The sequence below is a fragment of the Bradyrhizobium sp. SZCCHNR3119 genome, from assembly GCF_032487775.1.
Lineage (GTDB): Bacteria > Pseudomonadota > Alphaproteobacteria > Rhizobiales > Xanthobacteraceae > Bradyrhizobium.
Genome location: NZ_JAUEUV010000001.1, coordinates 3,339,362 through 3,365,939 on the forward strand (window position 1 = coordinate 3,339,362; position 26,578 = coordinate 3,365,939).

25 protein-coding genes are annotated in these 26,578 nt (G+C 64.2%); 17 read left to right on the plus strand and 8 right to left on the minus strand.

What is annotated here, in order from left to right; translation table 11 throughout:
* Nucleotides 1–11 precede the first annotated feature (11 nt).
* Entirely contained in the window at nucleotides 12–320 is a 309-nt protein-coding gene (locus tag QX034_RS15515; RefSeq protein WP_315701707.1) for a hypothetical protein, read from the minus strand.
* A gap of 202 nt (nucleotides 321–522) precedes the next feature.
* Between QX034_RS15515 and QX034_RS15520 the strand changes: the two genes are divergently transcribed.
* The 9 genes from QX034_RS15520 (at nucleotide 523) to QX034_RS15560 (ending at nucleotide 9,975) form a co-directional block, all read left to right on the plus strand.
* Nucleotides 523–996 (plus strand): hypothetical protein, encoded by a 474-nt coding sequence (locus QX034_RS15520; protein WP_315701706.1) that lies wholly within the window; start codon nucleotides 523–525, stop codon nucleotides 994–996.
* A 160-nt stretch (nucleotides 997–1,156) separates the two neighbouring features.
* Nucleotides 1,157–2,107: a TAXI family TRAP transporter solute-binding subunit gene (locus tag QX034_RS15525; RefSeq protein WP_315701705.1), complete on the plus strand. Its 951-nt coding sequence runs from the start codon at nucleotides 1,157–1,159 to the stop codon at nucleotides 2,105–2,107.
* A 169-nt stretch (nucleotides 2,108–2,276) separates the two neighbouring features.
* A complete protein-coding gene (locus tag QX034_RS15530) occupies nucleotides 2,277–4,370 on the plus strand; it encodes a TRAP transporter permease (RefSeq protein ID WP_315703109.1) in 2,094 nt (697 codons plus the stop codon).
* On the plus strand, nucleotides 4,367–4,741 hold the full coding sequence (locus QX034_RS15535; protein WP_315703108.1) for a DUF1850 domain-containing protein: 375 nt from the start codon (nucleotides 4,367–4,369) through the stop codon (nucleotides 4,739–4,741). Before QX034_RS15530 ends, QX034_RS15535 begins: the two co-directional genes overlap by 4 nt.
* An 18-nt stretch (nucleotides 4,742–4,759) precedes the next feature.
* Nucleotides 4,760–5,560 (plus strand): SDR family oxidoreductase, encoded by an 801-nt coding sequence (locus QX034_RS15540; protein ID WP_316195560.1) that lies wholly within the window; start codon nucleotides 4,760–4,762, stop codon nucleotides 5,558–5,560.
* Nucleotides 5,561–5,797: 237 nt separating this feature from the next.
* On the plus strand, nucleotides 5,798–6,583 hold the full coding sequence (locus tag QX034_RS15545; RefSeq protein ID WP_315701703.1) for a tetratricopeptide repeat protein: 786 nt from the start codon (nucleotides 5,798–5,800) through the stop codon (nucleotides 6,581–6,583).
* Between the two features lie 159 nt (nucleotides 6,584–6,742).
* Entirely contained in the window at nucleotides 6,743–8,653 is a 1,911-nt protein-coding gene (locus QX034_RS15550; RefSeq protein ID WP_315701702.1) for a propionyl-CoA synthetase, read from the plus strand.
* Nucleotides 8,654–8,756: 103 nt separating this feature from the next.
* Complete coding sequence (locus tag QX034_RS15555; protein ID WP_315701701.1) at nucleotides 8,757–9,029, plus strand: hypothetical protein; 273 nt, start codon at nucleotides 8,757–8,759, stop codon at nucleotides 9,027–9,029.
* Nucleotides 9,030–9,225: 196 nt separating this feature from the next.
* Nucleotides 9,226–9,975 (plus strand): OmpW/AlkL family protein, encoded by a 750-nt coding sequence (locus QX034_RS15560; RefSeq protein WP_315701700.1) that lies wholly within the window; start codon nucleotides 9,226–9,228, stop codon nucleotides 9,973–9,975.
* A gap of 93 nt (nucleotides 9,976–10,068) precedes the next feature.
* On the opposite strand, the gene QX034_RS15565 is transcribed toward QX034_RS15560, so the two are convergent.
* Nucleotides 10,069–10,761 (minus strand): DUF1013 domain-containing protein, encoded by a 693-nt coding sequence (locus QX034_RS15565; protein WP_315701699.1) that lies wholly within the window; start codon nucleotides 10,759–10,761, stop codon nucleotides 10,069–10,071.
* 240 nt (nucleotides 10,762–11,001) lie between these two features.
* Between QX034_RS15565 and ispH the strand changes: the two genes are divergently transcribed.
* The 3 genes from ispH to rnhA are packed head-to-tail and all read left to right on the plus strand — an operon-like array spanning nucleotide 11,002 to nucleotide 13,418.
* On the plus strand, nucleotides 11,002–11,970 hold the full coding sequence (gene ispH, locus QX034_RS15570; protein ID WP_315701698.1) for a 4-hydroxy-3-methylbut-2-enyl diphosphate reductase: 969 nt from the start codon (nucleotides 11,002–11,004) through the stop codon (nucleotides 11,968–11,970).
* A 6-nt stretch (nucleotides 11,971–11,976) separates the two neighbouring features.
* On the plus strand, nucleotides 11,977–12,957 hold the full coding sequence (locus tag QX034_RS15575; protein ID WP_315701697.1) for a homoserine kinase: 981 nt from the start codon (nucleotides 11,977–11,979) through the stop codon (nucleotides 12,955–12,957).
* Entirely contained in the window at nucleotides 12,954–13,418 is a 465-nt protein-coding gene (gene rnhA / locus QX034_RS15580; protein ID WP_315701696.1) for a ribonuclease HI, read from the plus strand. The genes QX034_RS15575 and rnhA overlap by 4 nt, the downstream gene beginning before the upstream one ends.
* Before the next feature lie 182 nt (nucleotides 13,419–13,600).
* Here rnhA and QX034_RS15585 read toward each other — a convergent pair whose 3' ends face one another.
* The 5 genes from QX034_RS15585 to QX034_RS15605 form a co-directional block, all read right to left on the minus strand.
* A complete protein-coding gene (locus QX034_RS15585) occupies nucleotides 13,601–14,086 on the minus strand; it encodes a peroxiredoxin (protein WP_315701695.1) in 486 nt (161 codons plus the stop codon).
* Between the two features lie 124 nt (nucleotides 14,087–14,210).
* A complete protein-coding gene (locus QX034_RS15590) occupies nucleotides 14,211–15,899 on the minus strand; it encodes a long-chain fatty acid--CoA ligase (RefSeq protein WP_315701694.1) in 1,689 nt (562 codons plus the stop codon).
* 172 nt (nucleotides 15,900–16,071) lie between these two features.
* The gene (locus tag QX034_RS15595) at nucleotides 16,072–17,565 is read right to left on the minus strand and encodes a D-alanyl-D-alanine carboxypeptidase family protein (RefSeq protein ID WP_315701693.1); all 1,494 of its coding nucleotides are present in this window, start codon (nucleotides 17,563–17,565) and stop codon (nucleotides 16,072–16,074) included.
* A gap of 173 nt (nucleotides 17,566–17,738) precedes the next feature.
* Nucleotides 17,739–19,529 carry a glucan ABC transporter ATP-binding protein/ permease gene (locus tag QX034_RS15600; RefSeq protein WP_316174162.1) on the minus strand — a complete coding sequence of 597 codons (1,791 nt, stop codon included), beginning with the start codon at nucleotides 19,527–19,529 and terminating at the stop codon, nucleotides 17,739–17,741.
* A 96-nt stretch (nucleotides 19,530–19,625) separates the two neighbouring features.
* Nucleotides 19,626–20,675, minus strand: a complete 1,050-nt coding sequence (locus QX034_RS15605; protein WP_315701691.1) for an ABC transporter substrate-binding protein — start codon at nucleotides 20,673–20,675, stop codon at nucleotides 19,626–19,628.
* 243 nt (nucleotides 20,676–20,918) lie between these two features.
* Between QX034_RS15605 and QX034_RS15610 the strand changes: the two genes are divergently transcribed.
* The 5 genes from QX034_RS15610 to QX034_RS15630 all read left to right on the plus strand — a co-directional run bounded on the left by QX034_RS15610 (nucleotide 20,919) and on the right by QX034_RS15630 (nucleotide 24,321).
* A complete protein-coding gene (locus QX034_RS15610; protein WP_315701690.1) occupies nucleotides 20,919–21,314 on the plus strand; it encodes a hypothetical protein in 396 nt (131 codons plus the stop codon).
* 104 nt (nucleotides 21,315–21,418) lie between these two features.
* The gene (hisE, locus tag QX034_RS15615; protein WP_315703107.1) at nucleotides 21,419–21,820 is read left to right on the plus strand and encodes a phosphoribosyl-ATP diphosphatase; all 402 of its coding nucleotides are present in this window, start codon (nucleotides 21,419–21,421) and stop codon (nucleotides 21,818–21,820) included.
* Between the two features lie 87 nt (nucleotides 21,821–21,907).
* Nucleotides 21,908–22,489 (plus strand): YqaA family protein, encoded by a 582-nt coding sequence (locus tag QX034_RS15620; RefSeq protein ID WP_315701689.1) that lies wholly within the window; start codon nucleotides 21,908–21,910, stop codon nucleotides 22,487–22,489.
* Between the two features lie 64 nt (nucleotides 22,490–22,553).
* Nucleotides 22,554–23,186 carry a hypothetical protein gene (locus tag QX034_RS15625; RefSeq protein ID WP_315742464.1) on the plus strand — a complete coding sequence of 211 codons (633 nt, stop codon included), beginning with the start codon at nucleotides 22,554–22,556 and terminating at the stop codon, nucleotides 23,184–23,186.
* A 166-nt stretch (nucleotides 23,187–23,352) separates the two neighbouring features.
* Nucleotides 23,353–24,321, plus strand: coding sequence for a nitronate monooxygenase family protein (locus tag QX034_RS15630; RefSeq protein ID WP_315701687.1), 969 nt, complete (start codon nucleotides 23,353–23,355; stop codon nucleotides 24,319–24,321).
* A gap of 80 nt (nucleotides 24,322–24,401) precedes the next feature.
* Here QX034_RS15630 and QX034_RS15635 read toward each other — a convergent pair whose 3' ends face one another.
* Nucleotides 24,402–25,973, minus strand: coding sequence for an ABC transporter substrate-binding protein (locus tag QX034_RS15635; protein ID WP_315701686.1), 1,572 nt, complete (start codon nucleotides 25,971–25,973; stop codon nucleotides 24,402–24,404).
* Nucleotides 25,974–26,578 lie beyond the last annotated feature (605 nt).

Here is a 26,578-nt window from a genome sequence, read left to right on the forward strand (position 1 = left end):
GCGACGAAGCTCTATTCGTCTGCGCCGAAGGAGAAGCTGCCGTCCCCCTCCAGATAGGGGCCGGTGCGCATATAGAGCTGGCCGTTCTCGCCGAGGAAGAACAACGTACCCTTGGGGACCTTCCTGGCCCCCTTGAACAGCATGCCGGCGTTCCTGGTCCCCATCTTATAGGCGAGCGTCTTGCCGTCCTTGCCATAGGCATAGCCCATGTTCGGCTTGAGCTCCCACGGAACAGGCGCGGCGGGCGCCGCAAAGGCCGTGACCGCCACCAGGCCGAAGAGGCCGGCCGTCACAAATGTCTTTGATATTAAACTCGTCATCTGATCCTCCCACAGCCCCGTCGGCCGCTATCCCCATCGAACAAATCACGAACGTCATCTGCCCCGCCAATGCAGGGTAGCGGCGAGTTTGTCGCACCGCCTAGCGATTCATTTTACGACTTTTCACCCGGGATCTCGCGACTATGTTGGTGCCATCGTCTAGAAATGAACCGCAAAGCAAATGCGTGCAGGGATGATTCGAATGAACCTCGTCACGAAGATCGGTTTGGGGTTGGCATTGGTGGCGCTGGTTCCGGCAGCGCAGGCCGATCAATTCAAGCTATCCAGCAACCAGCGGATCGCCTGCAGCCGCGGCCTGTCTGCCGGCAAGCTCAACACGGCAACCTGCAAATCCTACAGCTATGTCTTCAACGTCAAGACTTCAGAATATTACCGCTGCCAGATGTCGCTGTCGCTGACGCGCGACAACAAGGAGGTCATCAACGTGCAAGCCGATGGCGGCTGCGCCCAGAAGCCGCGCGTCTTCGACACCGACTCCAACTACGAATTCGATGCCACCGAAACCGAGCCGGCGAACACCAACTCCTTCTTCGGCAACGGCGGCTATTCGATCTGGGTGGCCGACACCACCCAGCAGAAGGTCCGCGGCTGCATTACCATCTCCTCCGGGTTGGGCTCTGATATTTCGAAATGCCTGGACATGACGTTCCGGTGAGACCGGGGAGCAGTATTTATCGGCCGACATCCGGCGACGATCCTCGCCAGCACAAAATCAGGCGGTGCGGCGAGCCGGTCCGGCCTGCAGTCCTTCGGATGGGTTGACCGGAGCTGCACATCCGGCCAATTTGCCGGCAAAATCAAAATAGGGAGGAACGATGCGTTCTATCAAAATCGTAGGCTTGGCACTTTTTGTCGCAGGCTTGGCCTACAGCCCCGTTGCCAAGGCGCAGAGCTTCATCAACGTGCTGACCGGCGGTACCTCGGGCGTTTACTATCCACTCGGCGTTGCGATCGGAAAGATCTACAGCGACAAGATCCCGAACGTGAAGACCCAGGTCCAGGCCACCAAGGCCTCGGTGGAGAACCTGATCCTGCTGCAGCAGGGCCGCGGCGAGCTCGCCTTTGCGCTCGGCGACTCCCTGAAATCGGCCTGGAACGGCGAGGAGGAGGCGGGCTTCAAGAGCAAGCTCGACAAGCTGCGCACGATCGGCGCGATCTATCCCAACTATATACAGATCGTGGCCACCGGCGATTCCGGCATCAAGACATTAGCGGACCTCAAGGGCAAGAGCCTGTCGGTCGGTGCGCCGAAATCGGGCACCGAGCTGAATTCGCGAGCGATCCTGGCCGCCGCGGGCATGAGCTACAAGGATCTGGGCAAGGTCGAATATCTGCCGTTCGCCGAATCCGTCGATCTGATGAAGAACCGCCAATTGAACGCGACGCTGCAGTCGGCCGGTCTCGGCGTCGCCTCGCTGAAGGACCTGTCGACCTCCAGCGAGATCACCGTCGTGGCGGTGCCGAAGGAGGTCGTGGAGAAGATCGGACCGCCGTTCGTGGCAACCGTCATCCCGGCCGGCACCTATAAGGGACAGGACAAGGATGTGCCGACCGCCGCCGTGATCAACTACCTGGTCACGAACGCGACCGTATCGGACGATCTCGCCTATCAGATGACCAAGCTGATCTACGAATCGCTGCCAGAACTCGCGAATGCGCACGCAGCCGGCAAGGAGATCAAGCTGGAGAGCGCCGCGCAGGGCAGTCCGGTGCCGCTGCATCCGGGCGCTATCCGCTACTACAAGGAGAAAGGCCTGATGAAGTAGCGGCTGCATCGCAGTCGTCCTCTCGGCGTTGCCTGATGTCGAACAGGCTGGAATGAGACGCGCACATGGCGATCTGCGATCGTAAATCACTTGAGCTCGGACGAGGCGGCCATCCGGCAGCCCCGCCCGCGCAGGCGCTGGGGGAAGCATGACGTTAGAAGCAGTCAGCATGGAAACGCCGGTCAAGGTCGAGTTCGACAATTTCGAACACGGCTTTCCGGAGGGATTTGGTCCCGGCCGCTGGGGCCATCTGGCGTATGGGATCGGCATCGTCTTCGCCGCCTTCCAGCTCTATGTCGCAGCCTTCAACTATCTGCCGAGCCAGGTGGTCCGCGGCGTCCATGTCGGTTTCCTGCTGCTGCTGACCTTTGGCCTGATCGGAAATTTCACGGCCAAGAGCAATGCCGGCCGCGCGGCGGCCTGGCTGATCGGTGCAGCCGGATTCCTGTGCGGCCTCTACCAATGGATCTTCTATGCCGACTTGATCGCGCGTGACGGCGATCCCACCTATGGCGACCTCGCGGTCGGGACGCTGCTTGCGGTCCTGATCTTCGAGGGCACGCGCCGGCTGATGGGTCTGGCGCTACCTTTGATGTGCGGGGCCTGCCTGCTTTATTGGTTCTTCGGGCAGTATCTGCCGGCGCCGCTCAACCATCGCGGCTACGATTTCGATCAGGTCATCACGCATCTGTCCTTCGGCACCGAAGGCTTCTATGGCGTGCCGATCTATGTCTCGGCGACCTACATCTTCCTGTTCATCCTGTTCGGCTCGTTCCTCGAACACGCGGGCATGATCCAGCTGTTCACCGACGTCTCGCTCGGCCTGTTCGGACGCACCCGCGGCGGCCCCGCCAAGGTCGCCGTGTTCGCCTCGGGCATGATGGGCACGATCTCGGGCTCCGGGGTCGCCAACGTCGTCACCGTCGGCCAGTTCACGATTCCGCTGATGATCAGGTTCGGCTATCGCCGCGCCTTCGCTGCCGGTGTCGAGGCGACGGCATCGATGGGCGGCCAGATCATGCCGCCGGTGATGGGCGCGGTCGCTTTCATCATGGCTGAGACGCTCGGCGTCGACTATTCCGTGATCGTCAAGGCGGCGGTCATTCCTGCCATCCTCTACTTCGCGTCGGCCTTTTGGATGGTGCATCTGGAGGCCGGCAAGCATGGCCTGACCGGCATGAAGGCCTCCGAGATCCCGAGTGCTTGGCACGCGCTGGTGGCGCGCTGGTACCTGGTCCTGCCGCTCGCCGCGCTGGTCTACATGCTGTTCGAAGGCTTCACGCCGCTTTATGCCGGTTCGATGGGCCTCGCGCTGACGGTGGCCCTGATCCTCGGCACCTGCATCACCATGGGCGTTTCGAATCAGGTGCTGCGTTACGTCTTCTGGATCGGCCTGGCGCTGATCGTCGGCGCGCTCTCGCGCAATGGCCTGCAGATCCTGCCTGTCGCCTCCGTCGTCGCTGGCCTCGTCGTGATCACCGCCTTCGTGCGCGGCGGCATGGGCACGCTGCACGCCTGCAGGGATTCTCTCGCCGAGAGCGCCAAGTCGGCGCTGACCGTCGGCATGGCCTGCGCCATCGTCGGTGTCATCATCGGCATGATGACCCAGACCGGCGTCGGCTCGATCTTCGGCAGCTGGGTGATCGGACTCGGGCAGACGAGTCTGTTCGGCGCGCTGATCATGACCATGCTGCTCTCCATCCTGCTCGGCACCGGCATCCCGACCATCCCGACCTACATCATCACCGCGGCGCTCGCCGCCCCCGCTTTGGCCAAGCTCGGCGTGCCCCTGATCGCGAGCCACATGTTCGCGTTCTATTACGGCATCATGGCCGACCTCTCGCCGCCGGTGGCGCTGGCCGCGCTGGCGGCTGCGCCGATCGCCAAGGAGAACCCTGACAAGATCGGCTGGGAGGCGATGCGGATCGCGCTTGCGGGCTACGTGATCCCCTTCATCTTCGTCTATTCGCCGGCCTTGATGCTGCAGCCTGGCGATCCGATGGCGGCCGAACTCGGCTTTGCCGGTGCCGTGGTGTTTGCCACCGTCAAGGCGCTGATCGCGATCGGCCTGTTCGGCATGGTTGCCATCGGCTTCCTGTTTGCCCGGATGAGCGTGATCGAGCGCATTGCTGCGCTGGCCGCGTCGATCTGCCTGCTCGGCGAATTCGCCTACAGCGACGCCGTCGGCTTCGTGATCGCGCTTGGGGTGGTGCTGTGGCAATGGCGGCAACGGCCGTCGCGCGCGGCGGTTGCCGCCGCGTGAGTCTCTGCCTTGCGTCCGCGGGCGTGGTGAAAACGCTGTCGATCGCGGCGTTCACCCTTGCGTGGACTCATTCGGTCGAGAAGACCGCCTGGCAGGAGGACTGGCAGACGACCCCGCGCGGGCTCGAACTGGTGCGGGCGCGGGTGAAGGGTTCCGGTGCCGGCATGGAGCCGCCGCCCGAGGCGCGGCTGGTCGAGGGCTGGTTTCAGTGGAGCCCGCAGCGGGCGCCGCTGGCCGAGGTCGTGCTCGGCAATTCCGGCGCGGCTGGGGAATGGCGGATCTGTTCGGACGGACGATGCCGGACCTTCTCCGATATTTTCGGTCATGATATCGGCTCGGCGACGATCACCATGAGCGTCTGCAACAAATAACAACAGATGGAGGAAACGATGGAGCGTCTCGAGGGCAAGGTGGCCATGGTGGTCGGGGCCGGCTCGATCGGTCCCGGCTGGGGCAATGGCAAGGCGACCGCAGTCACCTTCGCCCGTCACGGCGCGCAGGTGTTCTGCGTCGACCGCAACCGGGATGCCGCGCAGGAGACGGTCCGCCTCATCGAGGGCGAGGGCGGTAGCGCCACGGCCTTCACCGCCGACGTGTCGCGCGGGGCTGAAGTTGCGGTGATGGTGCAGGCTTGCCTTGCGACCTATGGCCGGATCGATGTGCTGGACAACAATGTCGGCATCGCCGAGACGGGCAGCGTCGTCGAGGTCGAGGAGACGGAGTGGGACCGCGTCTTCGCGGTCAACCTGAAGAGCGCCTATCTCGCGATGAAGCATGTGGTGCCGGTCATGATCGCCCAAGGCGGCGGCTCGATCGTCAACATCTCTTCGGTCGCCTCGATCAGCCATGTCGGCATTTCCTATGTCAGCTACGGCGCCAGCAAGGCGGCGATGAACCAGATGACGCGGACCTCCGCCGTGGAGTTCGCGCCGCATCATGTGCGGGTGAATGCCATTCTGCCCGGATTGATGAAGACGCCGATGGTCGAGCACTCCGCCGGACTGGCGGCGAGCTACGCCAAGGGTGATGTCGAGGAGATGTGGAGGAAGCGCGATGCCCAGGTCCCGATGGGACACATGGGCGACGCGTTCGACGTCGCCAATGCGGCGCTGTTCCTGGCCTCCGACGAATCGCGCTACGTTACCGGGATCACCTTGGTGGTCGATGGCGGGCTGACATGTCGGAGTTGACATGGTTGGCCGCCGGCCGACGTGCGAAGGCGACGGCGGCCATCGTCGCGGCGATTGCAGGACTGTCCTAAATGACAGGCTGATGATCCATTCGTGTGTCGTCAAACGAAACGACCTGCGCTAGGGTGCTCGTCGTCCCCAGCGCAGCATCCAAAACATACGTCGGGATCGGTGCCGCAAATTGCTCCTTCAGCTCGGCTGCGCCCACTCATCCTTGCTCACCGTCGCGAACTCTTGATGCGTAAGCCTTCGAATGCCCGTACCGTCGGTGTCCTTTACGTGATGGTGGGCGCCGCCATGTTGTCGCTCGCGGCCCAGGCGCATGCAGTCGGCGCCGCCGATCCGGCCAAGGAGCTGCCGGTCGATCCCGCGGCCTGCGTCACCGCTTCCCAGGCCAGCGATGCGGACAAGGTGCTGAGCGAATGCAGCGCGCTGATCGACAATCCCAAGGCGACCAAGACCGACCGCATCAATGCGCTGATCGCGCGGGCGTCCGTCCTGATCAGCAGAGGACAGACCGATCGCGCGATTGCCGATTACGACGTCGTGCTGCAGCTCGATCCCACCTTTGCCGACATTTTCAATGCGCGTGGCGAGCTGCAGCGCAAGCGCGGCGACCGGCCGAAGGCGCTCGCTGATTTCGCAGCCGCGCTCAAGCTCAATCCCACGCATGCCAGCGCGCGGAGCAATTATCGTTCATTGGCCCAGGAGATCGAACGGCTCGGCGCGCGAATGGCGGTCGCGGGTCGGCCGAGCTTCAACTGCGACACGGCCCGCCGGCCGGTCGAGAAGGCGATCTGTGCCGATCCGGAATTGGCCGATCTCGATCGTGAAATCTCGGTCGTCAACGGCTGGGTCGTCCGCGAGGCCTCCAAGGTCGATGCCCGCGCGGCGCGATTGCGCCAGCGCGAGCAGGAGGCCTATCTCTCCCGCCGCAACGCCGATTTCGGCCGTCCCGGCTACGACTTGAAAAAGGCGATGCGCGACCGGCTGCAGCAGCTGCAGGGTGCGGACGGATATTAGCCGGATGGCGGGGCCGCGCGAGCCGCACTTTCCGGCTTGAAATGCGCCCGCTTCGCGGGACAATGCTGCCAAATCGTCGTTGGAATTGATCCGGATCATGGCTGGGGCGCCCGCCCTGATCCACTCGATCCCACCAGAAAAACATGCCGGAGGTAGCCCATGAACGTTCAGGGACAGAGCCGATATTTCGAGGTCCATGCCCGGTCGCTGCAGGACCCTGAGGGTTTCTGGGCAGAGGCGGCGCGGGCGATCGACTGGATCGAGCCGGCCAAGAAGGTCTTCGACCCCACAATGGGCGCCTATGGCCGCTGGTTCGCCGGCGGCGTCGTCAACACCTGCTACAACGCGCTCGACCGCCATGTCGCCTCCGGCCGCGGCGATCAGCCGGCGCTGATCCACGACTCGCCGCTGACGAATTCGGTCACGACCTTCACCTATGCCGAGATGCTGAAGGAGGTCGAGACGCTCGCGGCCATCATGCAGGACTTTGGCGTCGTCAAGGGCGACCGCGTCATCCTCTATATGCCGATGGTGCCGGAGGCGATGGTGGCGATGCTGGCCTGCGCACGGATCGGCGCGGTGCATTCGGTCGTGTTCGGCGGCTTCGCGGCGAAGGAGCTCGCCACCCGGATCGACGATGCCGCGCCGAAGCTGATCCTCTCCGCAAGCTGCGGCATCGAGCCCGGGCGCATCGTGCACTACAAGCCGCTGCTCGACGAGGCGATCAAGCTCGCAGACAAGAGGCCGCAGGCCTGCATCATCCTGCAGCGGCCGCAGCACGTCTGCGAGCTCATGCCCGGGCGCGACTATGATTGGGCCGCCTTGCGTAAATCCGCTCTCGTCAACGGCAAGCGCGCGCCCTGCGTCCCCGTGCTCGCGACCGATCCGCTCTACATCCTCTACACCTCGGGCACGACCGGCAAGCCGAAGGGCGTGGTGCGCGACAATGGCGGCCATCTCGTTGCGCTGAAATGGTCGATGGAGAATCTGTACGGCATCAAGCCGGGCGAGGTCTGGTGGTGTGCCTCAGATATCGGCTGGGTGGTCGGCCACAGCTACATCATCTACGGGCCGCTGATCCACGGCGCGACCTCGATCATGTATGAAGGCAAGCCCGTCGGCACGCCCGACGCCGGCGCGTTCTGGCGCGTGATCAACCAGCACAAGGCCGTGGCATTGTTCACGGCGCCCACGGCCTTCCGCGCCATCCGCAAGGACGATCCGGACGGCAAGCTGCTGGGCCAATACGACCTGTCGCAATTCCGCACGCTGTTCCTGGCCGGAGAGCGCGCCGATCCGCCGACGGTGGAATGGGCGGAGCAGCAGCTCAAGGTGCCGGTGATCGACCATTGGTGGCAGACCGAGACCGGCTGGTGCATCGCCGGCAATCCGGTTGGGCTCGGGCTGTTGCCGGTCAAGCACGGTTCGCCGACCGTGCCGATGCCGGGCTATCAGGTCGATGTGGTGGACGAGGCCGCCAAGCCGGTGCCGGCCAACACGATGGGCTCGATCGTGATCAAGCTGCCGATGCCGCCGGGCTGCTTGCCGACGCTGTGGCAGCAGGATGTGCGTTTCAAGGAGTCCTATCTCAGTGAGTTCCCCGGCTACTACAAGACCTCCGATGCCGGCTTCAAGGACGAGGATGGCTATATCTTCGTGATGGGGCGCACCGACGACATCATCAATGTCGCGGGCCACCGGCTGTCGACCGGCGGCATGGAGGAGATCCTCGCCTCCCATCCCGATGTCGCCGAATGCGCGGTGCTCGGCATCAAGGACGCGATCAAGGGCGAGGTGCCCTGCGGCTTCATCGTGCTCAAGGCCGGCGTGGCGCGCAAGCCTTCGGAGATCGAGAAGGAGATCGTGGCGCTGGTGCGCGACAAGCTCGGTCCGGTGGCGGCGTTCAAGCTCGCGATCACGGTCGGCCGGCTGCCGAAGACCCGTTCCGGCAAGATCCTGCGCGGCACCATCAAGAAGATCGCCGATGGCGAGGAATGGACCATGCCGGCTACCATCGAGGATCCCAAGGTGCTGGACGAGATCGGCGAGGCGCTGAAGAGCCGGGTATAACGGGGCGGGTTCCGGGCCGGCGCGCGGGCGCGAGCCCGGCGCAGGCCACTTACAAACCCCGCATTTTCGGCTAAACAGGGCGCCCATTCAGGCTGTGAGTCCGATGCGCCCGATCCGTCCGCTCCTCGTCGTCCCGTTCTGTTTTGCCTTGGTCCTCGCCGGCTGCGCCGCTCGGCACCAGGGGCCTGCCGCCGCAGCAGGCAATGACGACGATGATTCGTTCTGCCAGGCCGGGGGAACCGTGGCGCCCGGCTCGGCGCAATACGTCGCCTGCCGCAGGGACCGCGACGTGCAGAGGCAGCGGGCCGAAGCCCGCGCCGACCGCAGGCAGCGGGATCTGGGCGAATACATGCTCAACCATCCCGACCGGCCATGAAATACCAGGACGGCGCGGCGGCGTAGTTGCGATCTGCTGTCGCGTTCCGTGGCCTCCCGGCCACAGTTGCATGACATTGCCGCCACAACGGCCGCGATTGATCTAGATCAAATCGGGTAGGTTCCCCTCTCTGCCACATCTTCGCCCGTAACGCGCGGCTTGGCCCGCGCTGAAGTGTGGCGATGGGGACTTTCTGATGAACAAAATCCAAAAACTCACGTCGTCGCTGCTGGTGGCGGCGGCGTCGATCTGCGGGGCGGTGGGCTTCGCGCAAGCGGCCGATCTGCAGGCGGCGCCGGTCTACAAAAAGGCGCCTCCGGTGGTGGAGACCTGGAGCCCGTGGCAGATCCGCCTTCGCGCCCTCGGCGTGCTGCCGGATTCGGGCGGCAGCTCGGTCAATGTGCTGGGCATCCCGGCGCTGTCGTCGCCGAATTCCGGCCTCAAGATCGGCGACTCGGTCGTCCCTGAGCTCGATATCAGCTACTACTTCACCCCGAACATCGCGGCCGAACTGATCCTCGGCGTGACCCGGAACAAGATCAGCGGCACCGGATCTCTGGACGGCCTCAGCATCGGCAAGACCACGCTGCTGCCGCCGACCCTGACCTTGCAATACCACTTCACCAATTTCGGCGCGTTCCAGCCCTATATCGGCGCCGGCGTGAACTACACCGTGTTCTTCAACAATAGCGCCAGCAACACCACCTCGATCATTGGCGGTCTGCCGCTCACGGTCACCAATCTGCATGTCAGCAACCAGTGGGGCGGCGCAGTGCAGTTCGGCTTCGACTACATGATCGACCGGCACTGGGGTCTCAACCTCGACGTCAAGAAGCTGTGGCTGCGGCCGAACTATTCGGCCACCGTCAACGGCGTGATCCCGGTCACCGGCAGCGCCCATATCGATCCCTGGCTGATCGGCGGCGGCGTGACCTACCGGTTCTGAGCCGGACGGCTTCTGAATCGTTCCTGAAAAACGAAGGCGCCGGAAACCCTCCGGCGCCTTTTTTCTGTCCTGAGTTGAGGCGGCTTGCCGCGCCTACTCGTCGTCCTCGGCCTTCTTGCCGCCGAGCGTCTTCAGCTTGGCGAACACGGCGTCGACGTTGAGGTCGTCCTGGTCGCGGTCGGCGTGCTCGAATTCATCCTTGCGGGTGGTCTCCGAGGCCGGCAGCAGGGTGGCCCCGCTGTACTGGGCGTCGATCGGCCGCTCCTTGGCGGCACGCTGCACCTCGAAATCGAGCTCGATCTGCGAGCACAGGCCGAGGGTCACCGGATCCATCGGGGTGAGCGTCTGCGCGTTCCAATGGGTGCGGTCGCGGACGCTGGCGATCGTGCTCTTGGTCGTTCCGACCAGGCGCATGATCTGGGCATCCTTCAGCTCGGGATGGTTGCGGAGCAGCCAGAGGATGGCGCTGGGGCGCTCGTGGCGGCGCGACACCGGGGTATAGCGCGGACCCTTGCGCTTGCCCTGCGCGGGCAGCACGACCTTGCTTTCCTGCAGCCTCAGGCGGTAGTTCGGGTCGCGCTCGCCCTTTTCGATCTCCTCGCGGGTGAGCTGGCCGGTGGAGATCGGGTCCATGCCCTTGATGCCCTGGGCGGCGTCCCCGTCGGCAATGGCGCGCACCTCGAGCGGGTGCATCTTGGTGAAATCGGCGACCTGGTCGAAGGTCAGCGCGGTATTGTCAACCAGCCACACGGCAGTTGCCTTCGGCATCAGCGGGGCGTTGCTCATGGCAAATCTCCTTTGTGCTCCGCCCCCTGCCTCGGAGGCGAAACTGCGGTCATCGACGATGACGGGAATTGCCTCCTATATAATCTGTCCGGGGGCTCTGGCGCAATGGCCTCAAGAACAGCCTTGACAGGGCCGGAAACCGGTCCCAAGTCGTGTCTGGACGCGCATTTGCAACGACCGCCCCTGCTTGCCGGCCCGGGGATGTTCGGTCGCCGAAATCAGCCCGCACAGATCAGCTTCATGGCAGCCAAACCAGACCTTAAAATCGTGCTTTGCTCGCCGCGCGGCTTCTGCGCCGGCGTGGTTCGGGCCATCGATACCGTGGAACGGGCGCTCACCATCTATGGCGCGCCGGTCTATGTCCGCCACGAGATCGTCCATAATAAATACGTCGTGGACAGCTTGAAGAAAAAAGGCGCGATTTTCGTCGAGGAACTGGCGGAAATTCCCGACAGCACCAATGCCCCGGTGGTATTTTCGGCGCATGGCGTGCCGAAGTCGGTTCCGGCCGAGGCCCAGGCACGCAATTTCTTCTCGCTGGACGCCACCTGTCCGCTGGTGACGAAGGTGCACCGGGAGGCCGCCATCCACTTCAAGCGCGGCCGCGAGATCCTGTTGATCGGCCATTCGCATCATCCCGAGGTGGTCGGTACCGTCGGCCAGCTGCCCGTCGGGGCGGTGACGCTGATCGAGACCGCCGAGGATGCCGAGACCTTCACTCCGAAGGACCCGAACAACCTCGCCTTCGTCACCCAGACCACCCTGTCGATCGACGACACCAAGGATATCGTTGCGATCCTCAAGGGGCGCTTCCCGAACATCTCGGGCCCGCATAAGGAAGACATCTGCTACGCCACCACCAACCGTCAGCTCGCGGTGAAGAAGGTGGCGCCGGTGGTCGATGCGCTGATCGTGGTGGGCGCGCCGAACTCGTCGAATTCGCAGCGGCTACGCGAGGTCGCCGAACGCGAGGGCTGCCCGATTGCAGTCTTGGCTCAACGTGCCTCGGAGATCGACTGGACGCGCTTCGAGGGTATCAAGAGCCTCGGTATCACCGCCGGCGCCTCGGCGCCCGAGGTGATCGTCGAGGAGATCATGAGCGCTTTCGCCGAGCGCTTTACGCTGCATGTGGAGACGGTGTCGGCGGCGGAAGAGAATGAGTTCTTCCCACTGCCGCGTTCGCTCAGGCCCGAAGCGGCGGCGGAATAAGCTTACATGGCGGTCTATACCGACGTCGCCGCCGATGAGCTCGCGGAATTCCTGAAACAATACGACATCGGCGATCTCCTCTCTTACAAGGGCATCGCCGAGGGCGTCGAAAACTCCAACTTCCTGCTGCACACCAGCAAGGGCTCGTTCTTCCTGACGCTCTATGAGAAGCGCGTCGCGAGGGGCGATCTGCCGTTCTTTCTCGGGCTGATGGCGCATCTGGCCGGGCACGGCATCGTCTGCCCGCAGCCGGTCAGGATGAGGAGCGGCGAGACGCTGTCGAGCCTCTGCGGACGGCCGGCTGCAATCATCGACTTCCTCGAAGGGGTATGGCCACGCAAGCCGCATGCGAGCCATTGCGCTGCGATCGGTCAGGCGCTGGCGAAGCTGCACCTCGCCGGCCGTGATTTCCCGATGCACCGCGCCAATGCGCTCTCGGTCGCCGGCTGGCGGCCCTTGTTTGCGCAAGCCGCACCGCGCGCCGACGGCGTGCAGGCCGGGCTTGCCGCCTTCCTCGCGGCCGAGCTCGATCATCTCGAAAAATCCTGGCCGACCGCGCTGCCCGCCGGCGTCATCCATGCCGATCTGTTTCCGGACAACGCGCTGTTCCTCGGCGACCAATTGTCCGGCTTGATCGATTTCTACTTCGCCTGCAACGACATCCTGGCCTACGACGTCGCGATCTGCCTCAATGCCTGGTGCTTCGAGGCCGATCATTCCTTCAACGTCACCAAGGCGCGCGCCTTCCTTAATGCCTATGGCCGCGAGCGTACGCTCTCCGAGGCCGAGCAGGAGGCCTTGCCGCTGCTGGCGCGGGGGGCGGCGATCCGCTTCCTGCTGACGCGGCTGGTCGATTGGCTCAACGTGCCGCCCGGCGCGCTGGTCAAGCCGAAGGACCCGCTCGAATATGTCCGCAAGCTGCGCTTCCACCAGAGCGTGGCGAGTATTCGCGACTACGGGCTCGGCGTATCCGGAGCCATGGCGTGAGCGGTCTTCCCCTGGTCATCGTCCATACCGACGGCGCCTGTTCGGGCAATCCCGGCCCGGGCGGCTGGGGCGCGATCCTGAAGTTCGGCGACAAGGAAAAAGAGCTGAAGGGCGGCGAGCCGCACACCACCAACAACCGGATGGAGCTGATGGCCGCGATCTCGGCGCTGGAGGCTCTGAAGAAGTCGTGTCAGGTCGAGCTCTATACCGACAGCCAGTACGTCCGGCAGGGCATCACGGGGTGGATTCACGGCTGGAAGCGGAACGGCTGGAAGACCGCGGACAAGAAGCCGGTCAAGAATGCCGAACTGTGGCAGCGGCTCGATGCGTCGCTGAAGCCGCACCAGGTGAACTGGCATTGGGTCAAGGGCCATGCCGGCCACGCCGAGAACGAGCGCGCCGACCAGCTGGCGCGCGATGGCGTCGCGATGGCAAGGCTGCAGAAGAATGTGAGAGGGTAGTAACCGAGCGAAGCTCGAAGCTCCTATCTCGCCGTCATCGCCCGGCTTGACCGGGCGATCCAGTATTCCAGAGACGGCAGTGATCGATCGAGAAGCCGCGGCGTACTGGATTCCCCGCTTCCGCGGGGAACGACAGCTGTTATGTGGAGGCCGTATGCCTCAAGCTTGCTTGGCTGCGCGCTTCACAGCTGCCCAAGCAGCGTGTCGCCGCCTGAGACCTCGACCTTGCCCGGGGCGGGCTCGAGGTTGAGCTTCTTCACGACGCCATCCTCGACCAGCATCGAATAGCGCTTGGAGCGGATGCCGAGGCCGGCGCCGGAGGCATCGAGCTCCATGCCGATCGCCTTGGTGAAGTCGGCATTGCCGTCGGCGAGGAAGATCGCTTCGTCCCGCTGGTCGGTGTCGCGCTTCCACGCATTCATCACGAAGGCATCGTTGACCGAGACGATCGCGATGGTGTCGACGCCCTTGTTCTTCATGGCGTAGGCGTTGAGGAAGATGCTCGGCAGATGCATCTTGTGGCAGGTGCCGGTATAGGCGCCGGGCACGGCGAACAGCGCGACCTTCTTGCCCTTGAAGATGTCGTCGGTGCTCCTGACCTGGGGGCCTTCTTCAGTCATGACCCTGAACTGGGCCTGCGGTAGCTTGTCGCCTACTTGGATCGTCATCCTCAATCTCCCTCGGTGCATTCATTCATGCGTGGCGCGTGTACCTTATTCGCGGCTAAGAAAACGGCAACGGCGGCCCGCGTTCACGTGTCCGTCATCGCCGCTCATGCGGCGGCGATGATCATCAAGCGGCTGCAGGCGGCTTCTTCTCGTCCCGCAGCTGTCGGCGCAGGATCTTGCCGACATTGGTCTTCGGCAACTCCGTCCTGAACTCGACCTGTTTTGGAACCTTATAGTTGGTGAGCTGCTCGTGGCAGTATTTGACGATGTCGTCGGCCGTCAGATCCGGGTCTTTCTTGACCACGAAGGCCTTCACCACTTCGCCTGATTTCTCGTCCGGCAGGCCGATGACGGCGGTTTCCAGCACGCCCGGATGGGTCGCGATGACTTCCTCGACTTCGTTCGGATAGACGTTGAAGCCCGAGACCAGGATCATGTCCTTCTTGCGGTCGACGATCCGGATATATCCGTCGTCCGACATCACCCCGATGTCGCCGGTGCGGAAAAAGCCGTCGGCGGTCATCACCTTTGCGGTCTCGTCCGGGCGATTCCAATAGCCCACCATGACCTGCGGTCCCTTGGCGCAGATCTCGCCGGGCTGGCCGAGCGGCACTTCGTTGCCCTCGTCGTCACGGATCGAAATCCAGGTCGACGGCACGGGAATGCCGATGGTGCCGTTGAATTCGGTGGCGGTCGGCGGATTGCAGGTCAAGGTCGGTGACGTTTCCGACAGCCCGTAACCTTCTGCGATGCTGCAGCCGGTGATCTTCTGCCACTGCTCCGCGACCGGACGCTGGACGGCCATGCCGCCGCCATTGCAGATCTTGAGCTTGGAGAAATCGATGTTCTTGAAGTCGGGATGATGCATCAGCCCGTTGTAGAGCGTGTTGACGGCCGGGAAGTTGTTGACCTGATACTTCATCAGCTCCTTGATGAAGCCGCCGATATCGCGCGGGTTCGGGATCAGGAGGTTGGTCCCGCCGGCGCGCACGCCGAGCAGGAAGCAGGCGGTCAACGCAAAGATGTGATAGAGCGGCAGCGCGCAGACGATCAGCAGTTGATCGACGTGCGGCGGCTTCTCCAGGGCCGGCTGCAGCCAGGCATCGTTCTGCAGCACGTTGGCGACGATGTTGCGATGGACCAGCGTGGCGCCCTTGGAAACGCCGGTGGTGCCGCCAGTATATTGCAGGAACGCGACGTCGTCGGGACCGATCGAAGGCTTGGTGAAGCGCTTGGTGCGGCCATTCGCAAGCGCCTCATTGAACCGAACGGCACCCGGGAGCGAGTAGGCTGGAACCATCTTCTTCAGCCGACGGACCACCAGGTTCACGATCACGCCCTTGAAGCCGAGCAGGTCGCCCATGCTGGCCACCACGACGTGCTTCACCTGCGTGTGGCTCAACACATGCTCGACGGTATGCGCGAAATTCTCCAGCACGATGATGGCCTCCGCGCCGGAGTCCTTGAGCTGATGCTCGAGCTCGCGGGGTGTATACAGCGGATTGACGTTGACGACGGCAAAGCCCGCGCGCAGCACGGCCGAGATCGCGACCGGATATTGCAGCACGTTCGGCATCATCAGTGCGACGCGTGCGCCTTTGGCCAGACCTAAGCCCTGGAAATAGGCGGCGAGCGCGACCGACATCTCGTCGAGCTCGCGATAGCTGATCGCCTTGTCCATGCAGATGAAGGCACGGCGATCGGCGAATCTTGCGAAGCATTCTTCCAGCAGTTCGACCAGCGAGGAATATCGGCCCGGATCGATATCGGCGGGAACGCCGGCCGGATATTGCTTGAGCCAGATGCGCTCCATGGTCTTCCTCTCTCGTTTCTCGTGTTCGCCGCGTGTGGCGAGGCTCTTGGCGGCCAATATCGAATGTCCAGCCGCTCAAGGCAAGCAGCCGGGAACCGTCGTGGCGACGAGGATTAACGCCAACAGGGGCTCGGCCGAGCGCGCGGCCGCGGATGTTCCTCTCGCTCTCGGGTCAGCCGTTCTTCGGCGCTGGCTTGGCGTCGGTGCTGCCGGTCCCGGCCCCGCTCTTCGGCTTGGCCGCGGCTTTTGGCTTGGCTGGCTTGGCGGAGGCGCTGTCGGAGCTTGCCTTGTCCGCCGGCTTATTCGCCGATTTGCCTGCCGGGTCCGGCTTGGCATTGGCATGGCGCGACGGCGCCTGCTTGGCGTCCGGCTTTGCCGCCTTGCCAGGCTTGACGTCGATCTTCATTTCGGTCCGGGTCGCCGTCTTGGAGCCTTTGTTGGGGCCTTTGGCGTCGGCTTTGCTGTCGGCCGCGTCGACCCCACCTTTCCTGGCAGCGATGCGCGCCTTTTTGCCGCGGTGCTTTGGCGGTGTCTGGGCGTCGGCATCGGCGGCTATGGCAGCGATCAGCGCCGCGCCGGTGCGGGTCGGGCCGGTATAGACCGGGATCGGTTCGGACGGTTGGGGCGCCGCAGCCAGCAGTTCCGACGGCTTGAGCGCAGGCGGCTGCAGGCCAGCGAGCACGGTGCTGCCGCCATTGTCGCTGCCTGCACTGGCCACCGTATCCTCGTCTTCGTCGCTGGCGGGTTTGTGGCGCTTGCCGCCGCACATCTCGTCGCGAAGATTGGGTGGCGGGGCATCGACCGGCACCAGGCTATCCACCGTGCCGAGCGACGGCTTCAGCCAGGCGAGCTGGTTGCCGTTGAAGCCGCGCTCCAACAATTGGGCAGCGCGCACCGCGCGCATCTGTCCCGAGGAAGCGCCGAGCACGACCGCAATCAGGCGGCGGCCGTTGCGCGTCGCGGAGGCCACCAGATTGTAGCCGGAGGCACAGATGAAGCCGGTTTTGAAGCCGTCGGCGCCGGGATAGCGGCCGATCAGTTTGTTGAAGTTCTGGGTAATCCGCTTGCCATAACGGATCGAGGGAATGTGGACGAAATACTCGTATTCCGGCAGATCGCGGATGATCGCGCGCGCCAGGATCGCAAGATCGCGGGCGGAGGTGATCTGGCCGTCGGCCGGCAGACCGTTCGGATTGACGTAGCTCGTCTGGGTCATGCCGAGCTTCTGCGCGGTCTCGTTCATCATCGTGGAGAAGCCGTCGATCGAGCCGCCCACGCCTTCCGCCAGCACCACCGCCATGTCGTTGGCGGACTTCACCAGCATCATCTTCAGCGCGTTGTCGACCGTGACCTGGGTGCCGGGGCGGAAGCCCATCTTCGAGGGCGATTGGGAAGCCGCGGTCGGCGACACCGTGAACAGCGTGTCGAGCGTGATCTTGCCGTCCTTCACCGCCTTCAAGGTCACATAGGCCGTCATCAGCTTGGAGAGCGAGGCGGGGTACCAGGGATTAGTCGGGTTCTGCGCCTCCAGCACCTTGCCGCTGTCGGCTTCGACGAGCAGCAGCGCTTCGGCCAGCGCGAGGCGCGGTGCTAACAGCGTCACCAAGGCAGCGACGATGAGAGATTTGAAGGGCGACTTGCGGAGCAACGGACGACGAGGCTGCACTATTCGATTCCGGTCCTTTGAGAACCCGCCTCTGTCGGGAGAGGAGGGCAAGTGTGTCTCGGGTTTCAAGCGTATCCGGTGCCGATGGTTGCGGCAGGGCCGCAAACCTATACCGGCTCGGCAGTCCGGGGTAGGGGCCAACTCATCAATTCCACGATGAAGGCGTGTGACGTCTAACGGGTGACGGCAGGGCTGTCCTTGGCCGGCTTCGCAAGGCTGGCTTGCAGGTCGCTGTGCACCATGAATTGAGCTTTGGCGAGTTCCGCGAAATGGCCGCCTTTGGCGACAAGTTCGTCGAATGTTCCGCTTTCGATCACGCGGCCTGCTTCGAACACCAGGATCCTGGTGGCATTGCGGATGGTGGAGAGCCGATGCGCAATCACAAAAGTGGTGCGGTCCTTCATCACCTCGTCGAGCGCCGCATTGAGCTTGGCCTCGGTCACCGCATCCAGCGCGCTGGTGGCCTCGTCGAGAATCAGGATCGGCGGATCCTTGAGCAGCGCACGCGCGATCGACAGCCGCTGGCGCTCGCCGCCGGACAGCATGCGCCCACGCTCGCCGGCATTGGAGTCGAAGCCCCGCTCGGAACGCTCGATGAAATCGAGCGCCTGCGCCCGGGCTGCCGCCGTGCGCAACTCGTTCTCGGTTGCATCGGGCTTGCCGACCAAAAGATTCTCCCGGATCGAGCGGTTGAACAGCAGCGCTTCCTGGAACACGACGCCGATGTTGCGCCGAAGCGCCGACAGCTTCAGCCCGCGCACATCCATGCCGTCGATCTTGATGAAGCCGGATTGCGGATCGAAGGCGCGATGCAACAGCGCGATCGCCGTCGATTTGCCGGCGCCGGTCGGGCCGACCAGCGCAATGGTCTGGCCCGGCAGCGCGGTGAAGGTGAGATCCTCCACGGCCGGCCGCTTGCCGTCATAGGAGAACGACACGTCACAGAATTCGATGAGGCCCGACAGCCGCCCGATGTCGATCGCATCGGGCCGCTCGCGCACCGCCGGAACCGCATCAAGCACGGTGAAGAATTCGGCCAGCCGCGGCGCCTCCATGAACACGTTGTTGATGAAGGCGACCACCTGTTCCAGCTTCTGGATCAGCATGGTCGCGAAGGAGACGAACATCACGATCTCGCCGACCGACGACAGTCCGGCCTGATGCAGCGCGATGCCGAGCGTGAAGATGGCGAGCACCGTGATCGTGGTCGAGGCGCGGGTGATGACGGAGACCACCGCCCACCAGCCCAGCACCGGCATCTGCACCGAGAGCAATTGGCTCGCGACGTGGCGCAGGCCCTGCACCTCGGCATCGATGCGCACGAAGCTCTGCACCAGCGCGACGTTGCCGAGCGCGTCCGAGGCGCGCGCCGAAAGATTGCTGGCATGCTCCTCGACCTCGCTCTGCATGCCATAGGTCTTGCGCACGATCAGCGTCGTCATCGTCGTGAACACGACGCAGAGCACGAACAGCAGGATCGCGAGCCGCCAATTGAGATAGAGCGACAGCGGCAGCAGCACGATGACCGACATGATCGCGGCGAAATGCTCGCGGAAGAACGACAGCCAGAGCCGCCACAACGCGTCGGTGCCGTTCAGCATCACCTTCATCAGGCGTCCCGAATGGGTGCCGGAATGGAAGGTCAGCGGCAATTGCAGGACGTGCTCGAAATAGCTGCTCAAGACCGCCTGGCGCTGCCGGTGCGCCAGCCGGTCCGCGTGCAATGCGACCGCGGCGCCCGCCAGAATCGTGAACAGGCCGAACCCGGCCCAGGCGGCGAGCAGCGGCCAGGCCGCCGCTCCGGATGCATTGCCGGACAACGCATCGATGATACGGCCGAACAGCACCGGCTCGGCGAATTGCGCGCCGGCGAGCGCCAGGTTGGCGAATGCGAGAATCCAGCCGAGCCGGGCCTCCTTGCCGAGCAGGCGAAGCACGCGGACATAGAGGCGGAGCAGGGACATGGCGAGAAGCTTGCATTGGCGGAACGAGCCAGCGAGAGTGCGGGCGCGCTATTTAACCCGGGATGGTGACGGAGCGACAGCGCTTAATTGGAGCGCTCAATCGATCAGGCGACTGTCGACCGGCGGCAGAAAGCTGTCGTCGAAGATGTCGGTCGCCTTGGGCCGCGTGTGGAATTGATAGTCCTCGGCGATCTGGTCGATCGCGCGCTCCAGCCGGGCGGGATCGATTCCGCCGATCCCGTTACGCCGCACCTCCGGCGTGAGCACGTTGTCGGCCAGCACAGTCTCCAGCCGGCTGAGTTCAAGCTCGCGGGAGCCGTCATCCATCCGGCTGACCACCTCGGCCGCGGCGACCGGCGGGTCCTTGATCGCGAGGTGCAAGCCGCCCACCAGGGCGCGCAGGAATCCTTTCACCGCGGCCGGCTGCGCCGCGGCGAAAGCCGGGCTGACGATGATCGCCTGCCCATAGGCTTCGCAGCCGTAATCGGCAAAGCGTAGCACTGCGAGGTCCGCCGCCGGCACGCCGCGGTCGCGCAGGTTCACGGCGGAGAGATAGGAAAAGCCGCTGACGGCATCGACCTGACCGGCGGAGAGAATCGGCTCGCGCACCGCGGCTCCGATGCGCGACAGTTTGACGGCGGAGGTCTTGATGTCGTTCTGCCGCGCCAGCGCCGGCCACAGCCGGATCGAGAGATCGCCTTCGGTCACGCCGAGCGTCTTGCCCTCGAGATCCGCGAGGGCATGAATGCCGCGGCTCTTGCGCGCGATGATGGCGTAGGGCGCCCGGTTGAACAGCACGAACACCGCTTTGACCGGCGGGTTCGCGGTATTGTCACGGTAGCGGATCAACTCATTGATGTCGGCGACTGCAAGCTCGCTCTCGCCGGATGCGACGCGCGCAATTGCATCCGCCGATCCCTTCGCGATCGTCGTTGTCACCGCCACGCCTTCGCCGCCGAACAGCCCGTGGCTGGTTGCCAGCACGACCGGCGCCATGCTGGCCTCCAGCGGCCGCTCGAGCGCGAGTTGGATGGCGACCTGCCGTTTCGTCTCCTCCGCCAAGGCTGCACATGCACCAAGCCCGGCCAGTACGACTGCTGCCAGCAGCACCGGACGCCAGAGGAGGGGGGATCGTTGCACGCGCATCTGATGACGCCCGGCGCCCGGGGGACGCGCTTTCGAATTTTGAGATCTGCCCGCCGGCTGTATGTCAGCTTTGTGACGGACGGCGCGGCCCAGGCCGACGCGCCTTATCGTGCTCGATCGAAGCTGAACAGTTCATGAGCGCACCTGCGGCGATTTGCTCCGGAAGCGCCGGTTTCAATGGGGGAACCCACTCTCCATATTGATCGTTGACTACCCGGACCAAGAGCATTGGAGGTTTTGGAGATGATCACGACCCATGGAGGACGTGCCCGTACCGGTCGCGCCGCGGTGCTTGCGACGGTTACGGCCGTGGCGCTCACCGCTGTCCAGCCGACCCTCGCTTTCGCCGGCGCCGCGCCGTCGGCTCGTCCATCGGCTGCGGCGGCCAAGGATACCGGTCCGACCGATATCAGCGCCCGCCGGCGTCACCATCATTATCGCGGCAATGGCGGTGCTGCGGCTGCGGCGGCCTTTGCCGGCATCGTCGGCACCGGGCTTGCCATCGCGGCCGAGCAGAACCGGCGCTCCTATTATGAGGATCATTACGGGTACGGGTATTACGGGCGCCCGGCCTATTACGGCCCGGGCCCCTATTACTACGGCGGTGGCCCGTATTACGGTTATGACCAGGGCTGGTGATCCAGTTCTGCTTCGCCTGATCCGCCGGCCTCGCGCCGGCGGATTTTTTGATTTTCGACACAGGCGTTAACGTGCCTGCCATGGCCTTTAACTATTCTGCCGTCATGGGTGATTCGATCGAGCGGCTCTATCTCGCGGTGCTGGCGGCCAGAGACCTGGATCCTGCCCGCTCGCGCACGGCCAAGCTGTTGCAGCAGGGCACGCCCAAAATGGCCAAGAAGCTCACCGAGGAGGCCGTCGAGGTCGCCATCGATGCGGTCAGGGGCGACGCCCAAGCGGTGGTGCGCGAAAGCGCCGACCTGATCTACAATCTCGCGGTGCTGTGGGCCGAGATCGGCGTGCGGCCGGACGACGTCTGGCGCGAGATGGCGCGGCGCGAGCTTTTGCTGGGCATCGCCGAGAAGCTGCCGAAGTCGCCGGTAAAGGTCCCCAAACCGGCGCAGGCTCGGCTGGCCCGGCGGCCAATTGTCGCGACCGAAGCGCGCGCTTTGCGCAAGCGGCACTAATCCGGCTGCCATCCGGAGCGGGGGCGAAGCTCGCCTTGAACAAATGGGCCGTGGACAAATGGGCCGCGGTTTGCTTCATCGCGGACCATGCTCAGACGGATCTACGATTGGTGTCTCGACGCCGCCCACAAGCCGCATGCCCTCTGGATCATGGCTGCGGTTGCCTTCGCCGAGAGTTCCTTCTTCCCGATCCCCCCGGATGTGATGCTGATCCCGATGTCGCTGGCGAAGCCGCAGCGGGCCTGGCTGTTCGCCGGCGTCTGCACGCTGGCGTCGGTCGCGGGTGGAATGCTCGGCTATGCGATCGGCGCGCTGCTCTACGACTCGCTCGGACATTACCTGATCCAGCTGTACGGGCTCGGCGGCAAAGTCGAGGCTTTCAGAGCCTCCTATGCCGAATGGGGCGCGGTCATCATCCTGCTCAAAGGTCTGACGCCGATCCCCTACAAGCTCGTGACCATCACCTCGGGCTTTGCCGGCTACAATCTGCTGCTGTTTGTCTTGTGCTCGATCGTGGCCCGCGGCGCCCGCTTCTTCATCGCCGCCGTTCTGCTCAACCGCTACGGTGACTGGATCAGGGTTCGGATCGAAAAGCATCTCGGGCTGTGGGTTGCGCTTGGCGCTGCGGTCTTGGTTCTCGGCTTCGTCATCGCATTCAAGATGATCTGATGGGGTCTTTGCTGGAGAGTTCTCTGTGCTTTGCGAGGCCTCTCACGCGGTCTAGATTGCGGCAATGACCCTCCGATCCGGCGCGCCCTTCTCCAGCCTGCAATATTCGGCAGTCACCGCGTCGATCCTGGTTGCACTCTGGCTGATTGGGGCCGGCGCAGCATGGGCGCAGTCTCAGCCATCCCTCGGCCTGCGGGAGCAGCCACCGGCCACGCCAGCACCGCCCAATGCGGGAGAGGCGCCGGCGCATTCCGACGGCTCGGGGATCGTCGACGAGCTCGGCAAGCTGTTCGAGAAGATGTCGATCCTGCCGCTCAAGAGCGCAGGCGAGACGGGCGGCGACAAAAATGCGGCCCCTGCCGAGCCGGCAAAGGATGCGGCGAGCATCCCGGGCAAGGACGGCGACGGCGAAACGGTCAAGGACGCGCTCAAGCAGAGCGGTGAGACCCTGTCGCGGCTCGCCAAGCCGTCGAGCATGGTCTCGGGCCGCTCGGTCTGTCCCCTCGCCGCGAACGGCACGCCGGATTGCAAGCTCGGCGCGAACAAGCTCTGCCAAGGCAAGGGCTACAAGGAAGGCAAGAGCCTCAACACCGATGCGGCCGAGTCCTGCTCGGCCAAGGTCTTGATTCCCGGACGCCAGCGCAAACCGGGTGATTGCCGCACCGATACCTACGTGACTTCGGCGCTCTGCCAATAGCCGCGCACGGCGATGGACACGCAACGCGCGGCAGCATGTCCACGCAAGACCCCGTCAGCAATCTCCTGATCGGTTCCCTTCCGTTTGCGTTGCGGTCATGATGTCTGGCATCGTCGGCGCTGCCCGTTGATCCCCGAAGAAGAGTGAAAAAGAGGAAATCCCGTCCATGTCCATGCCTGCCTTGTTCAAGGGCCGCCTGTCGATACCCGTGATCGGGTCGCCGCTGTTCATCATCTCCGTGCCCGATCTCGTGATCGCCCAGTGCAAGGCCGGCGTGGTGGGCGCGTTTCCGGCGCTCAATGCCCGTCCGCCGGAATTGCTGGACGAATGGCTGGCCCGGATTACCGAGGAGCTGGCGGCCTATGACAGGGCGCATCCGGAACGTCCGTCGGCGCCGTTCGCGGTCAACCAGATCGTGCATCGCTCCAACAACCGGCTCGAGCACGATCTCGCACTGTGCGAGAAATACAAGGTGCCGATGATCATCACCTCGCTCGGCGCCCGCGAAGAGCTCAATCAGGCCGCGCATCGCTGGGGCGGCATCGTCTTCCACGACGTGATCAACCAGACCTTTGCGCACAAGGCGGTCGAGAAGGGCGCCGACGGGCTGATCCTGGTCGCGGCCGGAGCCGGCGGTCACGCCGGCACCATCTCGCCGTTCGCCTTCGTGGCGGAGACCCGGGCCTGGTTCGACGGCCCGATCGCGCTGTCAGGCGCGATTGCCAACGGCCGCGCGATCCGCGCGGCGCGGATCCTGGGCGCCGATTTCGCCTATGTCGGTTCGGCCTTCATCGCCACCGAGGAGGCCAACGCGGTCGAGGCCTACAAGGCTATGATCACCGCTTCGGGCGCCGACGACATCGTGTATTCGAATTTGTTCACCGGCGTGCACGGCAATTATCTGAAGCCGTCGGTCGTCGCGGCCGGTCTCGATCCCGACAACCTGCCGACCTCCGATCCATCCAAGATGAGCTTCGGCACCGATGCGTCCGGCGAGCGCGCCAAGCCGAAGGCCTGGAAGGAGATATGGGGAAGCGGGCAGGGCATCGGCGCGATCAAGAAGGTGGTGCCGGCGGCCGAACTGATCGCCCGCTTTAAGAAGGAATATGACGAGGCGGTCGACCCGCCGCTCTGACGCAAAGATGCGCAAAGCAAAGCGCGGCAGTTTTGGCTGCCGCGCTTGCGAGATCAGGCGTATCGGTCCGGGGATCAAGCCTATTCCAGCTCGATCGCCTGGTACTTGCCGCGCTCGTCGAGCGCCGTACCCCAGATCTTGTGCGAGGCCTGGTGCTCCGCGCGACCGAAACCGAGCTTCGCGCCGAGGCCGAGATCGACGTCGCGCATGTTCTCCAGCGTGTCGATCAGCGCTTCGGTGTCGAGCTGCGGGCCGACGCGCTTCAACGCCTGGATCAGGACGTTGGCCGAGACGTAGCCTTCGAACGAAACGTAGGACGGCGCTTCGCCGGGGAAATACTTCTCCAGCGCGGTCTTGTATTCGAGCACGGCGCTGGAATAGCCGCCGACCGCCGGCACCACCTGGGTGACGATGACGCCGCTGGCATAGCGCGGGCCGAGCAGCATCAATTCATCCGACAGCTCGGTCGAGCCCACGAACGACACGTTGGTGTAGATCATGTTCGGATACAGGTCGCGCGTCCGCTCGATGAACTTGGCTGCCGCGCGATAGGTCGCCACCATGACGATGGCCTTGGGCGGGTTCTTCATTGCCCGCATTTGGTTGACAGCCTCCTCGACGTCGACGGTATTGCGCTTGTAGTTCAACCGCAGGATGGCCGAATCGGGCAGGCCGAGCGCGCGGAACGCCTTGGACACGCCGGCGAAGCCGGCGTCGCCATAGGAGTCCTGCTGTGCGAAGACGGCGATGTCCTTCGGCTGCAGCCGGCGGATCTTCAGCAGATAATGCACGACCGAGTTGGTTTCTTCGGCGTAGCTTGCACGATAGTTGAAGACATAGCGGTCCGGCGGATCGTTGCGCAGGATATTGGCGCCGGTGAATGCGCCGTAGAACAGCGCCCGGTGCTGCAGCGCGTAGGGCATCGCGACGGCGGCGGTCGGCGTACCGACGTTGCCGACGAAGCCGAACACCTTGTCCTTTTCGTAGAGCTGCCGCATCGCTTCGAGCGTGCGCGCGGGCTCGTAACCGTCGTCGGCGGCAAACAGGCGCAGCGACCGGCCGGCGATGCCGCCGGCGTCGTTGGCGCGGTTGAATGCTGCCTCGATGCCGAGCTTCATCTGCCGGCCGAGCTCACGCGAGGCGCCGGAGAACGGGCCGCAGATGCCGAAGCGGATCTCGTTGGCGGTGACGCCCTGGACGTTGCTGGTGAGTGTCGCCGGCAGGGTCGCGGTCGGCGCCGTGGCCGCCGCGGCCGGGGTCGCCCCGATGACGCCGCCGAAGCCGGAGCTGGACTGGCTGGGGGCGGCCTGGCCGAGCGAGCGCTCCAACTCGGCGAGCTGGCGGCCCGCCGTGGTGCAGTCGGTCTGCGATGCGCCCACGCGGTTGCGCCCGTCGGCGACAAAGCCGTTGAAGACGCGGGTGAGCTCGTCGCGGTCGGAAGCGCCCGCGGAGGCTTCGCGGATCACCTCGCGAAACTTGTCGACGATGGCCTGAACCCGGCCCTGGTCGATCGCCTGGCACGCGGAAGCTGCGCCTACGATCGGTCCGACCCGGCTCGCGAGATTGCGCACCACGTCAGCGCTGGTGCCAGCGGCGTTAGCTGCTCCTGCAAGCAGGGTCGCCACCAAGAATACGCTTACACGAAAGATCATTTTGCCACTATCCCACTTTGGACCCCATCCAGGTCTTCGCCTGGTGATTGACGCCTGGGCGTGATGACGGGAGGTTGGAAACATCATCGCGCACATCCTAGCATTTTCGAAGAGCATGACCTTTTCGGTAATACGCCGTGCTTTTTTTGATCATGCTTTAGGATTAGCTAATACGTCACGTCGCCAGAGCGTCCTCCTCTCTGAGCAACACGATTGCAGTTACGTAGTCTGAACTTGCGTAGCTGTGATACGTCACAGCGCGAGAGCGCATGACCTTCGGCCATGTCCCGGTTGAAGTTGTGGGTCGGCGAGGGAAGTCGAGGTTAGCGGATGCTTGTCGGACTTCGCGGAATTTAGCGACGATCATATCGAAAGAGTGCACGACTTCACGGCATCGTGCGGCCCATCCGGGCATCAGCCCACCGCGGCTTGCCGAGCTGCGCAGAATGCCGACGGGAGCGAATGCGGAGCCGGCGGCCGCCGCAAGGAATGTCCCGGTCAACAACGCAGACCCGCTTAGGAACATCGTCATATCCGCATATTCTAGGTCAAGGGCCTCGTGATATCAGCCATACGTCGGCATTGCGAACCAATTGGGTTTCCCC